At 37.7% G+C, this 18,693-nt stretch carries 16 protein-coding genes; 9 read left to right on the plus strand and 7 right to left on the minus strand.

Annotated elements, in window-relative coordinates; genetic code table 11:
• Positions 1-87: 87 nt before the first annotated feature.
• The 4 genes from A5482_RS01835 to A5482_RS01850 form a co-directional block, all read right to left on the minus strand.
• Positions 88-492 (minus strand): ArsR/SmtB family transcription factor, encoded by a 405-nt coding sequence (locus A5482_RS01835; RefSeq protein ID WP_069790090.1) that lies wholly within the window; start codon positions 490-492, stop codon positions 88-90.
• A gap of 153 nt (positions 493-645) precedes the next feature.
• Complete coding sequence (locus tag A5482_RS01840; protein ID WP_069790091.1) at positions 646-1,266, minus strand: Uma2 family endonuclease; 621 nt, start codon at positions 1,264-1,266, stop codon at positions 646-648.
• A gap of 79 nt (positions 1,267-1,345) precedes the next feature.
• Entirely contained in the window at positions 1,346-2,887 is a 1,542-nt protein-coding gene (gene lnt, locus A5482_RS01845) for an apolipoprotein N-acyltransferase (RefSeq protein ID WP_069790092.1), read from the minus strand.
• Between the two features lie 126 nt (positions 2,888-3,013).
• Positions 3,014-3,829, minus strand: a complete 816-nt coding sequence (locus A5482_RS01850) for a DUF1350 family protein (protein WP_069790093.1) — start codon at positions 3,827-3,829, stop codon at positions 3,014-3,016.
• Between the two features lie 206 nt (positions 3,830-4,035).
• On the opposite strand from A5482_RS01850, the gene A5482_RS01855 reads away from it, so the two are divergent.
• Entirely contained in the window at positions 4,036-4,851 is an 816-nt protein-coding gene (locus A5482_RS01855; RefSeq protein ID WP_069790094.1) for a glycosyltransferase family 2 protein, read from the plus strand.
• 83 nt (positions 4,852-4,934) lie between these two features.
• Here the strand turns inward: A5482_RS01855 and A5482_RS01860 are convergent, their stop codons facing one another.
• Positions 4,935-5,684 (minus strand): hypothetical protein, encoded by a 750-nt coding sequence (locus A5482_RS01860; protein ID WP_069790095.1) that lies wholly within the window; start codon positions 5,682-5,684, stop codon positions 4,935-4,937.
• 166 nt (positions 5,685-5,850) lie between these two features.
• Here A5482_RS01860 and nuoH point away from each other — a divergent pair, with 166 nt between their 5' ends.
• The 8 genes from nuoH to fmt all read left to right on the plus strand — a co-directional run bounded on the left by nuoH (position 5,851) and on the right by fmt (position 15,584).
• Positions 5,851-6,969, plus strand: coding sequence for an NADH-quinone oxidoreductase subunit NuoH (nuoH, locus tag A5482_RS01865; RefSeq protein WP_069790096.1), 1,119 nt, complete (start codon positions 5,851-5,853; stop codon positions 6,967-6,969).
• A gap of 178 nt (positions 6,970-7,147) precedes the next feature.
• The gene (locus A5482_RS01870; protein WP_069790097.1) at positions 7,148-7,741 is read left to right on the plus strand and encodes a GNAT family N-acetyltransferase; all 594 of its coding nucleotides are present in this window, start codon (positions 7,148-7,150) and stop codon (positions 7,739-7,741) included.
• Between the two features lie 15 nt (positions 7,742-7,756).
• The gene (locus A5482_RS01875; RefSeq protein ID WP_069790098.1) at positions 7,757-8,209 is read left to right on the plus strand and encodes a hypothetical protein; all 453 of its coding nucleotides are present in this window, start codon (positions 7,757-7,759) and stop codon (positions 8,207-8,209) included.
• Positions 8,210-8,237: 28 nt separating this feature from the next.
• Positions 8,238-9,257: a Gfo/Idh/MocA family protein gene (locus A5482_RS01880; protein WP_069790099.1), complete on the plus strand. Its 1,020-nt coding sequence runs from the start codon at positions 8,238-8,240 to the stop codon at positions 9,255-9,257.
• A 177-nt stretch (positions 9,258-9,434) separates the two neighbouring features.
• Entirely contained in the window at positions 9,435-10,061 is a 627-nt protein-coding gene (gene purN, locus A5482_RS01885; protein ID WP_069790100.1) for a phosphoribosylglycinamide formyltransferase, read from the plus strand.
• A gap of 9 nt (positions 10,062-10,070) precedes the next feature.
• Complete coding sequence (locus tag A5482_RS01890) at positions 10,071-10,400, plus strand: DUF565 domain-containing protein (protein WP_069790101.1); 330 nt, start codon at positions 10,071-10,073, stop codon at positions 10,398-10,400.
• Between the two features lie 70 nt (positions 10,401-10,470).
• Positions 10,471-14,532, plus strand: coding sequence for a PAS domain S-box protein (locus A5482_RS01895; protein WP_069790102.1), 4,062 nt, complete (start codon positions 10,471-10,473; stop codon positions 14,530-14,532).
• Between the two features lie 62 nt (positions 14,533-14,594).
• Positions 14,595-15,584 carry a methionyl-tRNA formyltransferase gene (gene fmt / locus A5482_RS01900; protein WP_069790103.1) on the plus strand — a complete coding sequence of 330 codons (990 nt, stop codon included), beginning with the start codon at positions 14,595-14,597 and terminating at the stop codon, positions 15,582-15,584.
• A 12-nt stretch (positions 15,585-15,596) separates the two neighbouring features.
• Here the strand turns inward: fmt and A5482_RS01905 are convergent, their stop codons facing one another.
• Together A5482_RS01905 and A5482_RS01910 are read right to left on the minus strand one after the other, a co-directional pair.
• Positions 15,597-15,860 carry a YciI family protein gene (locus tag A5482_RS01905; protein ID WP_069790104.1) on the minus strand — a complete coding sequence of 88 codons (264 nt, stop codon included), beginning with the start codon at positions 15,858-15,860 and terminating at the stop codon, positions 15,597-15,599.
• 113 nt (positions 15,861-15,973) lie between these two features.
• Entirely contained in the window at positions 15,974-18,673 is a 2,700-nt protein-coding gene (locus A5482_RS01910; RefSeq protein ID WP_069790105.1) for a bifunctional acetate--CoA ligase family protein/GNAT family N-acetyltransferase, read from the minus strand.
• Positions 18,674-18,693 lie beyond the last annotated feature (20 nt).

Genomic DNA, 18,693 nt, shown 5'->3' on the forward strand with positions numbered 1-18,693 from the left:
GTATCTAATTTTAACCTTACTCTTGAACCCCAGAAAGAAAATAATTTTTAAGAAAATTAACATAAAATTCAATTTTCTATGGTTGCTTTAATTCTCAATGGTTTGTTGCATTGCCCGTAAAAGTTGTAAATGTTTATTTTGTTGCTCAATTTGAATAGACAAAGAATTACAAACTAAATCACATAATTCAAACACAAAAGGATTGGATATTTGATAATAAACATTAATACCTTTCTGAGTACGATTTACTACCCCAGCCCCAGCTAAAATTTTTAAATGTTTGGATACATTTGCTTGTCCTAACTCAGTAATTTCTATGATTTCTGACACATTTTTTGCTCCGCTACGTAAGGCACAAACGATATTTAAACGACTACCTTCTGATAACACTTTAAAAAAATCCGCTACTAAATTTAACGCAGAAGGGGACATTTTCGCCATCAAACACTCTGAAGGGATGGTAGAGTTTTTTTCGTCAACTAAATTACTCATATTTTTATCTTTAAATATATTAGGAACTAGACTTTTATTTTAGGGTTTTCAAACTACTTTTATCACGAAGTAATGAAATACTAGCATCTATACAACACTATATTACCATATTGTCATACGTTTTTTGTGGGATATAGAATAGTTTGATTTGATTTATAAATCACCTTTGAAAATTTGCTCTACATTTAGATTTAACTGAGAAAAAATAGTTGACCTAATTATTTCATTTGCCCTAAATTGTTGACCTTGATATTCTCCTTTTTCAAGGGTATAAATAGTTAAAGTAGGTTGTTTTGGATAACCAATAAATTTGCGTCTGCCTAAACCTAAATAATCAATAATCCAATATTCTCTGATGCCCAAACTTTCGTAAGCATCTAACTTTAAAGCATAGTCATCACTCCAATTTCCACTAACTACTTCTATAATTAATTTAACAGCATTTCCAGATAATAAAGTTGATTGGTTTTCCCATAATGGTTCATTTTCCAACATTTTTTTATCTAAAATAATTCCATCTGGTTCATATCCTGAAAACCTATCTCCTTTAATTAAACATTCTTTGGGAGCAAAATAAGGTAAGTTTAACCGTCTTATTTCAAAAGTTAATTCTGTAATTAAAAATCCTGCTATTTGTGAATGTTTCCCTTTTTGTTTTGGCATTTGAATAATACTTCCGTTGTGTAACTCATACTGATATTCAGTGGATGCAGGATACCATTCAATAAATTCTTCAAAGTCTAAATGGTTATCTTTTAATAAAGCCTGTATCATTTTATTTTTTGCTTATTTTTAATAGGTTTTATGCTATAGGTAAGTTACCGAGTAATAGATTTGTTTCGCCATAACAATATCAATCTTTTTGTATGCTAGAAAATCCCAAGAAAGTGTAAATAAATAATCCTAAAAGTATTATCGTAAATAAATTACTCAACCAGTCTCCCCATTTTACATAGAGAGTTTTAGTTTGACGGCGATATATTTCCCCCTGATAGGTTTGATATTGGTCTATGTCAGAAAGCCAGATAGTGTTACCATGGGGGTCAACAATACCAGAGTAGCCCGTATTGGTAGCTCTTGCCATCCAACGGTCATTTTCAATGGCTCTCATTACGTCTTGGGCGTGGTGCTGAGAGGGCATAGCTTCGCTGTAGTGAGCATTATTGGAGGATGTGATGATAAATTTGCCCCCTTGTTTAGTTTGTTGTCTAAAATGCTCTCCATAGGCGGATTCGTAACAAATACCGACAATGACTTTACCTTGAGGAGTTATAAAAATTTGATTTTTTTCCCCTGCAATCAAATGGGCATCGAGGGGGGAAAGGCGGTTGATAAAGTTGCCGAGGATGTTAGCAAAGGGTATATATTCGCCGAGGGGTACAAGGTGGATTTTATCATATTGTTTGATTACTTTGCCTTGGGCATCGATGCTAAAGAGGCTATTACTAAAGTTATTTTCTTTGCTGCCAAATGCTCCTAAAATAATGGGAGTTTTCTCTCTGAGGATGGCGGGGTATAGTTTTGTTTTGGTTTTGATGTCGTCAAAATATAGGGGAATGGCGGTTTCTGGGGTGATGACTAAATCTACTCCTGTTTGACTCAGTTTTTCATAACTTTCGGTGTAACGGGCGATCGCCCTTCCTACCCCAGACTCGTACAATTTGATAGTATTAGGTATATTGCCCTGAACTATACCCACCGTAATAACCTCTTCAGGATTATCAGCCATGGGTTGAGTGTAAAGTAAATAACCCATACCGTGGGACAATATTAATATTACTAAACTATAAATAGTCAATAACAAGCCTTTTAACTGATAATTAATCATACTATTGTTATGCTTTAAATTATCATAAAAACTTTTAATTCCCTCAGCACATAAAGCATTTACTATAACAATAATGCTAGATAAAGTAGTAATTCCAGAGAACTTTAATAACTGTAAAAAATATAAGTTATAAGGACTTTGGGTATAAGCAATTGATGACCACCAAAGGGGAGACAAACTCCACATCCTCTCAAATATAACCCATAATATAGCCCCTAATAAAATTTTAATAAAAAGATTGTTAATAGTCTTTTTAAAACGCTCTATATAGCTGAGAAAAAAATAAAAACTAGCACCCCAAGCAACCACTAATCCAGCCCCCCAAAAAGTAATAAAAATCCAAGCAAATAAAGCAATCAAAAGACTATTTAGCCAACTTATTCCCATCCAAGTCATGGGATGAATGCCCATAATCCAAAACAATGCCAAACCATGATAGCCACATCCCCACGCAAAACAAGAAATAAGAGTTTTTGACAAAGACTCTTTTTTTATGCCTAACCAAAGAGGTATCATCGCCACCCAAGCAAAAAACCAATAATTTGTAGGGGCTACCGTTAACCCCATTAAAATGCCACCTAAAAAGGAAAATAAAATACTTAACAAAATCTATTTGTAACTAATAACTAATAAGCATGTCCCATTGCCTACCTCAACCTATTACATTAAAATAAAATTGAGACATTGAGATAATTAATACAAAGAATATTGCGCTGGATTTAACCACCGTGAAACCTCTTTTTCTAACTCATAAATATCACGAGAAAAACTCTGTTTTACCCATTGCCCGATAGCATCAAAAGGAGTGAAAACTTCTCCTACTTCCCAATCAATATCTTGTCCGAGGGGAGTAAGGTGATTTCCCTGTAAAGTCAGGGTAGAAACCATGTTAGGGAAAAGTTGGCTTAAAATGGGTTGTAGTGTTAAAGTTTGGTCAATATTATCGTTACTAAATTTCACTAGCAGATTACGACGGGTTGAATAGTTATCTTTGACAATACTTTGGGTTTCTTCTGGAGATGGGGTAAACTCAAATTGTACATTGGGATCAATCTTCCAATTATTTTTAAGATTATCAGTGATAGATGGAATAATTTGATCCATAAAAGGAATTGCTTTTTGGAGGGGATAATTATTAAATGAAATCAGAATATTTCCCGCTCTTTCTACTTCAAATAAACTACTAATTAAAAGATGTAATTTACATCCCATACTATGCCCCATACCGTAGATAGGTAAATATTTTAAATCTAGTCCTGTGTTATTGTCTAATCTTTGTAAAAGATTTTCAAATTTGTTCAACACATAAAGAGCTATACTTTTATGGTCCAATGTGTTTATAAAAGGAGTCGCAATAATCAAATATCCTTGAGATGCAAGTTTTTCTAATAGCCAACGATAGGTAATATGAGGTGCTGTGGCCACAAAAGCACCCCCAAGAAAATGTATAATACCGATGGGTTGTGATGGGGTTAACACCCAGTTACCATTTCTTTCTTGCCATTCCATGGAAATATGTTCTAATTTTTGTTATCTTCTAAAGCTATAACCATTATAATCTCATTTAAAAGTGTTGGTTTTCTTACCTCTTCGTTATTAACTGTTGTCTTATGTCTTGGGATGGAAAATGACGGTTAATTATTTGTCTGAAATTTTTTTAAGAATAATAATTCTTTATTACTCTTTATTCGTAATGTTTTTACTATATATTTTAAATGTTTTCTATTTTTATCCTTACCTATAACGAGGAAATTGATATTGCTGATTGTATAAAATCAGCTTCTGAATGTGATGACATTATTGTAGTTGATTCTTTTAGTAATGATAAAACTATGGAAATCGCTTCACAATTCCCTGTCAAACTTGTTCAACACGCCTTTGAATCCCATGGCAGACAAAGAAATTGGATGTTAGAAAACATTGAAACTAAATATGATTGGGTATATCTATTGGAGGCTGATGAAAGATTTACCCCTGAGTTATTTAATGAGTGTTTGGAGGCGGTTAAAAGTAACAAATATGTGGGCTATTATGTGGCGGAAAAGATGATGTTTTTGGGTAGTTGGATAAAATACAGTAGTCAATATCCTCGTCATCAAATGCGTTTATTTAAAAAAGGTAAGGTTTCTTTTATTGATTTTGGACACGCAGAAAGGGAGGTTTGTGAGGGGGAAGCAGGATATTTAAAAAATATTTATCCCCATTATACTTGTAGTAAGGGATTGAGTCGTTGGTTAGAAAAACATAATCGTTATTCTACGGATGAGGCTATAGAAAGTATTAAACAAAGGGGAGTAAATAAAATTAGATGGAAAGATTTGTTTTTTGGGGAAACGGAGGTAATTCGCCGTCGGGCTTTGAAGGATTTATCTTTTAGGATTCCTTTTAGACCTTTTTTTCGTTGGTTTTATATGTATTTTATTCTTAGGGGTTTCTTGGATGGTAGGGCTGGGTTTGCTTGGTGTGTTTTGCAGAGTTTTTATGAATATTTTATTATTTTGAAGGTTGAGGAGTTGAAACAGAAGGATTAGGCTTTTTTATTTCATTTAGCTATTATTTTTAATTAAAGCATTTTAACTTAATCCCTAATATTTATAAAATAATTCAGCGCACCTTAATTGTTAATGATAATTTTTGTTTTATATTTTTTAGGAATGTTAAGAGGTTTCTTCTCTGCTTTTTCTAATGAACGATTATTAATTGTTGGGTTAATTTGATTGAGAAAGTAGTTTAGTTTTTCTTGGATGATAGAATCAGTTTCATTATTTTTCATGATTAATAAATAGTCAATCATGTATTGAGTCTGAGAAATATTTAATTTACCTGTTTCCCATCGATGAATTAGTTGGTTGAGTCCATATAATCTTTTGAGGGGAGATTCGGCAATGAGATGGTTAATATTTTGTTCAAAGGTTTCCTTTTGGTTATTTTTTTGTTGATAAAAGTACCAACCCAAAAGGGCAAAAGTGCCACTACTGATTAATCCTTGGAAGATAATGGCTGTCGCTAACCAATGACTATCTATTTCTAACCAAATTTTAGCACTAAGATAAAAAGCGATCGCACCTAAACCACTTCCTGCCACCGCCAAGGTAAAACGACGATTATGGGAAGGAAAAAAACGGGAAAATACCTGAAGAGCAGAAAAAGAAACTCCCTGATAATTATAGATGAAAAACAACAGGGCGATCGCCCCTAAATTAGAAAAAATTAAACCCTTATCACCCACCACCATCATCAAACCAACCAAAAACCAACATAGACGACGATAAGTTTTTGGGGTGTATGTAGCACTCAAACCATCAGAAACTTGAGTAAATAACCGTCGAGAAAAATAAAAATTAGACCTTTTAGCCTTCACCATAACATCAAAAACAGTGGCAACAACCAGCCTCCCTTCAGAATAATAATCCTAGCACTAATCCATCGTCATCAAAACCTTTTTTTAGGCAAAAAAAGAGCAAACTTTGGTTCAGTAAGTAACTTTAATATAAAATGAAGTCCAGAAGCAAATAAATAAAACAAATAAAATGAACTCAGGAATCGATTTACAAGGAAGTTTTATAACCTCCCTCATCGACTTAGGATTGTCCCCAGAGTTAGCCAAAACCCTCTGGATACCACTACCCCTAGTCTTGATGATTATCGGTGCAACCGTGGGAGTATTAGTAACCGTATGGTTAGAAAGAAAAATCTCCGCCGCCGCCCAACAAAGAATTGGCCCCGAATACGCTGGTCCTTTAGGTGTATTACAACCCGTCGCCGACGGTATAAAATTAGTTTTTAAAGAAGACATTACCCCCGCCAAAGCAGATCCAATTTTATTTACCTTAGGCCCTGCAGTGGTAGTAATTCCAGTATTTTTATCATATTTAATTGTACCCTTCGGGCAAAACTTAGTAATCACCGACTTAAACGTTGGTATCTTTATCTGGATTTCCCTTTCTAGTATTGCCCCCATTGGCTTACTCATGGCAGGTTACTCCTCCAACAACAAATACTCCCTTCTTGGGGGTTTAAGGGCAGCTGCCCAGTCCATCAGCTACGAAATTCCCCTTGCCCTTGCCGTCCTTGCTGTGGTAATGATGTCTAATAGTCTTAGTACCATTGACATTGTCGAACAACAGTCGGGGTATGGTATCTTGGGATGGAATATCTGGCGCCAACCCGTGGGCTTCCTTATCTTTTGGGTAGCAGCCTTGGCTGAATGTGAGCGTTTACCCTTCGACTTACCCGAAGCAGAAGAAGAATTAGTGGCAGGGTATCAAACCGAATATACAGGAATGAAATTCGCCTTATTTTATGTGGGTTCTTATGTTAACCTCGTGTTATCAGCCCTTATTGTAGCTGTGCTTTATTTAGGAGGTTGGGACTTTCCTATTCCTATCCAAAACTTAGCTAGTTGGTTAGGAGTAAGCGAAACTACCCCTTGGTTACAGGTACTTACCGCAGCCCTTGGTATTTCCATGACAGTATTAAAAGCATACTTTTTAGTATTTATTGCTGTATTATTACGTTGGACAGTACCTAGGGTAAGAATTGACCAATTACTAGACTTAGGCTGGAAATTTTTATTACCCGTAGCCTTAGTGAATCTATTGCTTACCGCAGCCCTAAAACTAACCTTCCCCATCGCCTTTGGAGGGTAGGGATAAAATTTATACACTGGGCGGACATTTGTTCGCCCTAATTGAAAAAGACTTAAATTGATTTAACGTGAATGGCAAATATAATCAAATTAAAAACATTATTCCCTAACTATCAATTATCCATTCTCAATTATCCATTATCAATTACTTTACACCCTCATTGATTGATTAAAAACTGGTGACATCATCATTATCCTTTTCCCATCACAACCATTCTTCCTCCTGTTGCCCTATCATTCGCCTTGCAACCTCCGAGGATATTCGTCAAATTGCCGATGTACTCACCTATAGTTTCCATGACTTTGGTAAACTAACAGGGTGGCTTTATCCCCTAATGAAGATGGGTATTGCCGAGGATTTGCGCGATCGCATTTATGCCCATAATTCTGACTATTGCTGTATCATAGCCGTTATACCTGCCACCACCACAGAAGCAGAAAAGATAGTCGGCACCGTAGAAGTATCCCAAAGAAGACTATATGGTTGGACTCAAAAACAAAAATTTCCCTATATATCTAACCTTGCAGTAAAAAAAGAATTTCGTCGTCAAGGCATCGCCACCCAACTGCTCAAAAAATGTGAAGAAATTGCCCAAAATTGGGGCCATGATAACCTTTCCCTCCATGTATTAGCCGAAAACAAAACAGGGCAAACAGTCTATCTTCAAAATGGCTACACCATCAAACAAGAAGAAACTAACCTCTATAGTTTATTCATCAAAAACAAACGTCGCTTGTTGTTAGAAAAATCCTTCAGTAATAACCCAGAGTAACTCCCATTCATCCCCATGAATCAAAACGCCCAAAATAACATCTACACTGCCTTAGATAAATTTGTTCAAGAAAAACCTCTGCTAATTGTCAATCCAAAAAAGAAAAATGGTCTAATCCTAATTAAAAAATATTATGCCGAATTTGCAGGCCCTGGGGCTATAGTGGGAGGATTTTTTGACCAAGATTTAGTAGATGTTATCCCCGTAGGTAAACTATCTTTATTTTTACCCCAAAATAGTTCCGAAAGACAAAAAGCATATCTACTCAGGAGACAATGGGTAAAACTAATTAAACAAATCACCAGTAACCCCATTCCCCATGAAAGGGCGCAGGTTATTCTTAATCAATTTGAACATTGGTTTGATAGTAACACCGCACAACAACTACCCGATGAAGTATTTGCTTTCTTGGTGGGGGTATTACCTGATACCATAAAAAAAACTAGGGATTTAGTAAACCGTTTATAAATAAATTAATTTTTAATCTTAAGCCGTGATGAGTCAGTATAATATTGTCAAAACTCCTGTCAAAGTAGGCATTGTCGGCACAGGATATGCCGCTGCTAGAAGGGCAGAAGCCTTTAACGATTCGCCCCATACCGAATTAGTGGCTGTAAGTGGTAATACCTCCGAAAAAACCGCTACCTTTGCTCAAACTCATCATGTAAAAACTGTATCTTCTTGGCAAGATTTGATAAGTGATAAAGAAATCGATTTAATTTGTGTTTCTAATGTAAATTATCTCCATGGGCAAATTATCCGTGAAGCCCTTTTGGCAGATAAACACGTTATCGTTGAATATCCCCTCACCATCGACAGTAAAGAAGCCTCAGAATTATTAAATTTAGCCAAGGCAAAAAGAAAACTACTTCATATCGAGCATATCGAACTTTTGGGGGGAGTGCATCAAGCCATTAAACAATACATTTCTAAGATAGGTAATCCTTTCCTTGCTAGTTACGAAACTATTTTGTCTAAACCCAAGGTAGGTACTCATTGGACTTACAATTACCATCATTATGGCTTTCCTCTGATTGCTGCCCTTTCTCGCATCAATCGCTTTACGGATTTGTTTGGGGAGGTGGAAACGGTTAGTTGTAATGCTCGTTTTTGGGATGCCCCTGAGAGTGGTTATTTTTCGGCTTGTTGGTGTCAGGCACAGTTGATGTTTAAAAATCAGATGGGGGTAAATATTACCTATGGTAAGGGTGATAAGTTTGCCCGTAGTGGTAGGGTATTGACTATTCATGGGGATGAAGGGGTTTTATTGTTTGAAGGGGAAAAGGGTAGGTTAATTCAGGGGGATAAGGTAACGGATTTGGAAGTGGGCAGTCGTCGGGGTTTGTTTACCCAAGATACAGAAGCGGTTTTAGAGCATTTATTAAATGATGCCCCTATTTATACCACTAATCAGCATAGTGTTTATACTTTGAAGGTGGCGAATGCTGCCCTGGAGTCTTACAAAACAAAACAAACTCTATTAATAACTGACGTTACGCACTCATTTATAAGTTAATCTGTAAACTTTAACAAGGGGCTTAAGCCCCTTGCCCAAATCCTCGCCCCTTGCCTAAATCGATTTAATTATGCCCACTTACTTACTTAATTAATTATCAATTATCCACTGCTAATTGTTTATCTTGCCAAAGTTTGAGATAATCTTGGTTAAACTTTAGTAATCCATGGCTGGTAAATGAGCGCAATTATTTCTCCCGATGTTAGTCTTGAACAGTTAAAATCTACTACTCCTGTTAGGTTGGGGGTAATGGCTTCGGGTAGTGGTAGTAACTTCGAGGCGATCGCCCATGGTATTATTAATGGAGAATTAAATGCTAAAATTGAAGTCCTAATTTACAATAATCCTGATGCTACGGTGAAGGAAAAAGCCGAAAAACTAGGCATCAAGGCAGTTTTACTCAACCATCGAGATTTCCAAAGCCGTGAAGAATTAGATCTAGCCATCGTCGAAGTATTCAAAAACCATGGGGTAGAGTGGGTAGTGATGGCAGGATGGATGCGCATTATTACCAACGTATTATTAAATGCCTTCCCCCGAAAAGTGATCAATATTCACCCTAGTTTATTACCTAGTTTTAAAGGGATAAATGCCGTCGAACAAGCTTTGGAGGCAAAGGTTAAAATAACAGGATGTACTGTCCATTTAGTAGATTTGGCTGTGGATAGTGGGCCAGTTTTAATTCAGTCGGCGGTGCCTATCCTCGAAGGGGATACCCCCGAAACCCTACATAAACGGATTCAAGTCCAAGAACATCTTATCATGGTAAGGGCGATCGCCCTTTTAGCCCATCTTGAAAATTAGTAAACCATTATGCAAGAAACAAGACTAAATATCTTACTCACAGGCATCGGCAACCAAATCATCGACTTTTTTAGTAACCCTTGGCGCCGACTATCCCTTAATGTAATTGCTTTCTTACTAGGTTTCTTTCTTGCTAATACCATCTCCTCCATTGCCGGGCAAGCAGCCAGATGGGATGTCACCTTTGCCTTTTTTTTCCTACTCTTCACCGAAGGCTCAAATATTATCATTTACAAAAATCGTAACCCCAACAAACCCCTCTGGCGTACCACCCTCAACGCCTTTAAAATCGGTTTTGCTTATTCTTTGTACCTCGAAGGGCTCAAATTAGCATCTTAATTTCTACAAGATTAGCTAAGATAAATTAACTAGCGATTCCCATTACCCCATACCTTCCCCCTAGGCGGCTATGACTCCTAAAGCCTCATCTTTGCAACAAAAATCCCCCCGTTTTACCCTTCGTTGGGTTTTAATTGTTCCTTTTTTAGTACAAATAATTACCACGGTAGGTATAGTCGGTTATTTATCATATCGCACAGGGCAAAAAACCATAGAAAATTTAGCTGATCAATTATTGACAGAAACGGGCGATCGCACTTTAGAATATTTAGATAACTATTTAGGAAAAGCAGAACAAGTAAACCAAATTAATGCTAAAGCTTTTAGTACAGGAATCATCAACCTAGAAAATGATCAAGACAACCTACCCCAATACTTTTATAGCAAAATCCGAGAGTTTAATTTAGGTTATCTCAACTTTACTGACTTAGTAGGAAATTATGTTGGTGTCGGTTACGGCTATCATCAAACTACCAACGTAGAAGTGGCAATTATCAACAGTGATAATCCTAACCAAAAAATATACTACCACGTGGATCATCGAGGCAATCTTCTTGGCATTGCCGACATAGAAGAAAATCCCTCCCCATTAAAACCTTGGTATCAACAAGCCCCCCAATGGAGTCCTATTTATCCTTGGAATAGTGAAAACGCTTTTCCTCCCATTCTCGGCATTTCCCACTCAACCCCTGTTTATAATAGCGACAATACTTTAATCGGTATTTTATCCATAGACTTACAACTAGAGCAAATTAACCAATTTTTACAACAGCTAAACCTTCAAGAAGGTAGTGTTACCTTTGTCATTGACAAAGAAGGACTAATGATTGGTAGTTGTAACCAAGACTTTTTAGGGGGCATCGTGGATGGTAGTAGCCAAAGAATATCCGCCCCTAACTGCGAATATCCACTGGTAAAAGAAGTAACACAAATCCTCACAGACAATTATCAAAACTTTGATAATATCACCAGAGAAACCACCATTAAATCCCCTAGCAGCAGTGGTAAACCCTATATAAAAGTTACTCCCTATCAAAATGACATAGGAATTGATTGGCTTGTCATTACCATATTACCTGAGTCGTTGTTTATGGATGAAATCAGTAATAATGTTGAAACTACCCTTCTTTTTACCGCCCTTAGCTTGGTGTTTTCTGCCTCCGTGGGTTGGTTAGTGGCAAAAAAAATAGGTAAACCCATTCAGCAGTTAAGTAAATCAACCGTAGAAATTGCCCAAGGCAACTGGCAAGGGGGCATCATTGATTATAAACCAAGCACCATCAAAGAGCTTGACATTCTATTCTTTTCCTTCAGTGAAATGGCCCAGCAATTACAAGCCTCTTTTATCGAAAAGGAAAAAGCCCTTAATGAATATCAAAAAATGTATGAGCAAGTCGTTCAAACTCAAACGGATTTTGTGTTACGCTCGAAGGTTGATACTACCATCATTTTCGCTAATCCTGCCCTATGTGAAGCCCTAGGATGTACCCTAGAAGATATACAAGGTAAGTCTTGGGGAGATTTTGCTGATCCAGAAGACTTAAAAGAAACCATTATTCAGATTGCTAATTTAACCCCCCATAATCCTACTTTTGTCACCGAAAAGCATAATTATCAGGAAAATGGTGGTTATGGTTGGACACAATGGATTAATCAAGGGATTTTTGATGATCAAGGAAATTTAATTGAGATACAATCTGTAGGTAGAGATATTACAGTTTTAAAACAAAAGGAATTAGAGTTACAGGCTTCCCAAAAAAGGCTCGAATCAATTTTAAATAATGCCCCCCTAGAAATGTGTGTTAATGATTTGGATGGGCATATGTTGATTGTTAATGATTCTTTTGCCCAAACTTTAGGTAAAACTCCTGATGAAGTTATCGGTAAAAACTACGAAGACATTTTTTCAGAGACTGAAACGAAGATAATTCGGAAACATGATCAAGTCTTGATTGAAACTGGGCAACCCATAATTTTTGAGCAAGAATTTCTCATTGATGGTAAGCTAAAAGCCTTCTTGGTTAGTAACTTTTTAATTCCCGATGACCAAGGACAATATAATCATATATGTTCTATGGCTTTTGATATAAGCGATCGCAAAGAGACCGAAAAAGCCCTAGAAGAAAGCAACACAAGATTTCGTCGTCTTACCCAAAATGTTCCTGGTATAGTCTATCAATATATCATCGATAGGGACGCAAATGATCACTTTACCTATATTAGCCCTAAATCACGAGATATATATAACCTCAACCCCGAAGAAATCATCCAAGATAGTAGTATATTATGGCAAAAAGTTCATCCCGATGACTTAGCTTCCCTCATGGTTGCTGTGGACACCTCCGCCACCAACCTAGAACCCTTTACATCGAGGCATCGTATCATTTTGGCAAATGATGTCATAAAATGGGTTGAAGCCACTGCTGCCCCCGAAAAACAGCCCAATGGTGACATAATCTGGGATGGGTTGATTAGGGATATAAGTGATCAAAAAATAGCCGAGCAGAAGTTAAAAGAGAGTGAGCGTCGATTCCGTCGTTTAAGTGAAAATGTGCCGGGGGTAATTTATCAATATGTAGTTACCCCTGAGGGTAAAGAGAAATTTATTTATGTTAGTCCAAAATGCAAAGAAGTTTGTGGCATAGAACCAGAAAAACTGTTAAAATCTAGTCTCTTTATCTGGGAAAAAGTGCTTCCTGATGATATTATTACTATCCGAAAAAATATTGCAAAATCTGTGAATTCCTTAACTCCTTTTTATGCTGAATTTCGTCTCAAAAAAGAGGATAAGAGTCAAGAATGGTCATGGTTGGAAGCCTGTTCTGTCCCTGAAAAACAAGCCAATGGAGATATATTATGGGAAGGATTTTTGACTGATATTACTGCTCGTAAAAAAGCAGAAATTGCCATTACCAATGCTAAAGAAAAAGCAGAAAAAGCGACTCAAGTAAAAAGTGAATTTTTAGCGAACATGAGCCATGAAATTCGTACTCCGATGAATGGGGTAATTGGTATGATAAAGTTATTGGAAGATACTCCCCTATCAGACCAACAATTAGACTTTGTTCAAACCATCCGTGATAGTGGCGAAACCTTGTTAACCATTATTAATGATATTCTTGATTTTTCTAAAATTGAGTCGGGTAATTTTAACCTTGAGAAACAAATCGTCAATTTACCTAATATCATTGAATCCGTTGTCAAATTGTTTAAGCAACAGGTGCAAGAAAAAGGCATTGATTTGATTTATCATCTCCATCAAGATTTGCCTACCTTTATCTATGGTGATTCTTCCCGTTTACGACAGATTTTGCTCAATTTAGTGGGTAATGCCGTTAAGTTTACCGAAAAAGGACAAGTTTTTTTATCGATTATCAGTCAAAAGATTACCGACAATCATCAGGAAATCCTTATTACCATCAAGGATACAGGAATTGGTATTAAGGGCGATCGCATTTATCACCTATTCCAACCCTTCACCCAAGCCGACAACTCCATCAGTCGCCGTTATGGAGGCACAGGATTAGGATTAACCATCAGTAAAAGCCTAGTAGAATTAATGGGAGGCACCATCTGGGCAGAAAGTAGCGGTAAAATCGGTGGTAATCCTCCCCTCCAATGGCAACCCCAAAACCAAATTTATGAATTTCAAGGTACAACCTTTTACTTTACTATCTTTGCCGAAATTCCTACTACTCCATTGATGCCCCCTCCGCTAGAAAACGAAAACAACAATAACCCCCAAGACTTACAACTATCCCCTCACCTCAAAATTTTATTAGCAGAAGACAACCTCGTTAATCAAAAAGTAGCCCTACTCACCCTCAAAAAAATGGGTTATCAAGCAGATACCGCCAAAAACGGAGTAGAAGTATTAGAAAAAATAGAGCATAATTTCTATGATGTTATCCTCATGGATGTACAAATGCCAGAAATGGATGGTTTAACCGCCGCCAGAATGATACGCAGTCGCCCCAACCTACCCCAACCCCACATCATCGCCCTTACCGCCAACGCCCTCGACGGTGATAGCCAAATTTGTCTCAACGCAGGAATGAATGATTATATCTCCAAACCCCTACGCATAGAAGCCCTTCAAAAGGCACTCACCAAAGTAATAGAAAATGAATAATGAAACCACTCATTACCCCTTGTGGTACCATATAAACTTGCTTAAGTTAATCAACAAAAATAATGCGCGTCGTCTTTTTTGGTACACCAGATTTTGCCGTTGCCACCCTTTCCAAACTATTATCAGACGAAAATCATCAAGTAATTGCCGTCGTCACCCAACCCGATAAACGTCGGGGCAGAGGAAGTAAAATGATTCCCTCTCCTATCAAAAAAATAGCACTGCAACATAATCTCCCCATCTGGCAACCAAATCGCATCAAAAAAGATCAAGCTACCCTAGAATTATTAGAAACTACCCAGGCAGATGTTTTCGTCGTCGTTGCCTATGGGCAAATTTTATCTTCTCAAATACTTCAGATGCCTAAACATGGATGTATCAATGTTCACGGCTCAATTTTGCCCCAATATCGAGGTGCTGCCCCTATTCAGTGGAGTATCTATGATGGCGAAAAAAAAACAGGCATCACTACCATGTTAATGGATGAAGGTATGGACACAGGGGCAATGTTACTCACTGCCACTACTCCCATTTCTTTGTTTGACAATAGTGATACCCTTGCCCAACAATTAGCCACCCAAGGTGCTGATTTACTGTTAGAAACCCTTGCCAAACTTCCAAAAATCAATCCCGTTGCCCAAGATGATAACCTCGCCACCTATGCCAGATTAATTAACAAGGAAGACTATCCCATTGATTGGACAAAATCTGCCTCACAAATTCATAATCAAATTAGGGCTTTTTATCCCAACTGTTTTACTACTTTTAGGCAACAAAAATTAAAAGTTAGCGCTAGTTTACCCCTCACAGACATAGAAAATATTGAACTACCCCCAGAATTTACCAAAATCAAATCCTATTTATCTGATATAAATTCAGTAAAAGGAGGAGTGGGAGAAGTGGTAAAAACTATCAAGAATTTTGGTTTTGTAGTTCAAACAGGCTCAGGTTTACTATTAATATTAGAGGTACAATTAGCGGGTAAAAAGTTACAATCTGCTTGGAATTTTATTAATGGCACTCGTTTGGAATTAGGAGAATATTTGGGCTAAATAAATTATCTTTTAATTCACGATACACCATTGATGTAAGACATATTCAACACATTTATTTTGTATTAAAGGATCTTTTTCTACAATGGTTTTTGCGTCTTCTATACATTCGGCTTTAAAGATTAACATACCTCCTTCAGCGTCATTCCAGTAGCCTGTTTTGGCTTCATGTCCTAATTTATTTAATTCTTTTACATATTCTAAGTGGGCGGGAACATACTTATCAAAAATATGTTTAGGAACTATTCCTTTTTCTATTTTTACAAACCAAGCCATAACTTTTTGTGATTTTTTAAAACCTTTTTATTTTATATTATTTTATCCACTTTTTTGTACAAAATTAGATCTTCTGAATGGGAATCAAGGTAAATAATAAAACTAATATTTTTTTAATTTTCCATGGTCAAAATTGCTCGAACTAAATGATCTTGACTATGCAATTCAAAACCGAGTTTACGACAAAGATTTTGCATGGCGTGGTTGTCCATTAGCATATCAGCCCTAAGATATTTAATGCCTTCTTGGTGGGCAATATTAATCATGCTTTGGGTTAATAAGGTACCTAAGCCCTGATGTTGATAGTTATCTTTGATTAATAAGCCAATGTCAGCGGATTCTAAGTCTCCATGGATTCGGCTTAACCGTGCGATCGCCCTTATATCACCCATATTATCACAAGCTACCAAAGCAATCTCTCGATCATAGTCAATAAAACAAATACGGGCTAAACGCTCATGGGAAATCAAAGACTGACGACTGATGGAGTGGAAAAAGCGAAAATACACCGATTGCTCAGATAATGCAGTACAAAAATTAACTATCTTTGGCTCATCTTCTGGGCGGATGGGGCGGATGGTAAAGCGATCGCCATTATTCAAGGTATGATGACTTATGTATTGAGTGGGATAAGGACGAATAGCAGGGCTGGGTATATCTTCTAGTTTTGTCTCGGGGGGGTATAACAACACCCTCGCATCCAAACTTATCAACTCATCTTCATTGGCAAGGAGGGGATTTATATCGATTTCCTTGATAAAAGGTTGTTCAATTACCAACTGACTAAATAATACCAAAATTTGCTCTAATTGGGCAATATTTACAGGTTTTCTACCCCTTACCCCCTGTAGGGCAGTAAATATCTTGGTACGCTCGATTAAACGTCGTGCTAGGGTAGTATTTAGGGGCGGTAAACCAAGGGCTTGATCCTTAAATATCTCCACTAATTCCCCCCCAGTGCCAAATAGTAGCACCGAGCCAAATTGGGGATCATCACTACTACCCAAAATCAACTCATAACCCGTGAGGTTGGCCATGGGTTGCACCGTTACCCCCAAAAAGTCGTTTTCATTGACCCCTGTTTTTATAGTCTCAAAGGCAGTTGTAACAGCTTCCTCATCCCCCAAATTTAACTGTACACCCCCCACGTCAGTTTTATGGGTAATAGTCTCAGAATGTAATTTAAGCACCACAGGATAACCTATTTTAAGGGCGATCGCCCCTGCTTCTTCTGCATTAAGGGCAATGTGGGTTTCCACTGTCGGGATGCCATAGGCTTTGAGTAACTGTTTGGATTCATATTCCGTTAACAAAGTGCGCCCCGTAGCTTGAGCATGACCAATTATTTTAGAGGCTAAAGGGCGATCGATCAACTCCTCCGAATCAGCAAAACTAGGAGTCTCATAGAGAGCATTAAGATTATTACTATAACGCCACATCAAATTAAACAACCGTGCAGCATCATCAGGATAACTCTGGGTATAAACATTAGCATGATTAAGTATTTCTCTCCCCGTCGCCACCGTGCTACCCCCCATCCAACTCGCCAAAATAGGCTTATGTTTAATTTTTTTTGCCACCTCCAACAAAGCCTCCGCCGTCTTGGTGGGATCAGTCATATCCTGAGGAGTTAAAATAACCAATAACCCATCACTATTATCGTCCTCCGAGGCAATTTCCAAAGCCTCGGCATACCTTTGGGGGGTAGCATCACCCAAAATATCAATAGGATTACTACGACTCCAATGGACAGGTAAAATTTCATCCAATTTTTTAATAGTTTCCTCACTTAAATGCGTCAGCCTACCCTTACCCCAAGTCAGTGCATCCGTCGCCAATACCCCAGGCCCCCCAGCATTAGTCAAAATAGTCAAATTCTTACCCTTCGGGCGTGGCTGCTTCGCCAACAACTCCGCCATATTAAAAATCTCACTGATAGTATCCACCTGCAAAACGCCACAGCGCCGAAAAGCAGAAGCCAACACCTCATCACTGCTAGTCAACGCCCCCGTATGGGAGGCTGCCGCCTTAGCCGCCTCCTCAGTGCGTCCCCCCTTAATGACAATTATCGGCTTAGTTAAAGCCACCTCCCGTGCCGCCGAAATAAAATCCCTTGCATTACCGATGGACTCCATATAAATAACGATACTCTCAGTTTGAGGATCATCCCCCAAATAATAAATTAAATCCCCCCAATTAACATCCAACATCGAACCGATGGACACAAAAGCACTAAAGCCCAAATTTTCCTGCAAACTCCAATCCAAAATCGAAGTACAAAAAGCCCCACTCTGACTAATAAAGCCCACATTGCCAAGGCCAGGGCTAGTACTGGCAAAACTAGCATTTAATCCAGAAGAAGGACAGATTAAGCCTAAACAATTAGGCCCGATTATTCGTAAATTACCTTTTTTTGCTTCCCTTAATATTTCCTGCTCCAACTTTATCCCCTCAGCCCCAATTTCCTTAAACCCAGCAGAAATAATAATCGCTCCTTTTACCCCTGTTTCTACACACTCACGAATCAAATCAGGTACCGTGGGCGCTGGGGTGGCAATAATGGCTAAATCCACCGATTCGGGTAAATCCTTGAGACTAGCATAAGCCCGAATGCCCAAAATACTTTTGCGTTTGGGGTTGACAGGAAAAACCGTACCCCCAAAAGGATGACTAATTAAATTCCAAAGTAGGGTACGCCCAACACTACCTTCTTTTTCTGTTGCCCCAATTAATGCTACCGATTTGGGTGCAAACATAAACTTGAGGGGATTGTAATAGGTGCGCATGATGTCATGGGCTTTATCTGTTCTCATGGGAATTAATTATCATCTTT

It is taken from the genome of Cyanobacterium sp. IPPAS B-1200 (assembly GCF_001747005.2).
Classification (GTDB): domain Bacteria; phylum Cyanobacteriota; class Cyanobacteriia; order Cyanobacteriales; family Cyanobacteriaceae; genus Cyanobacterium.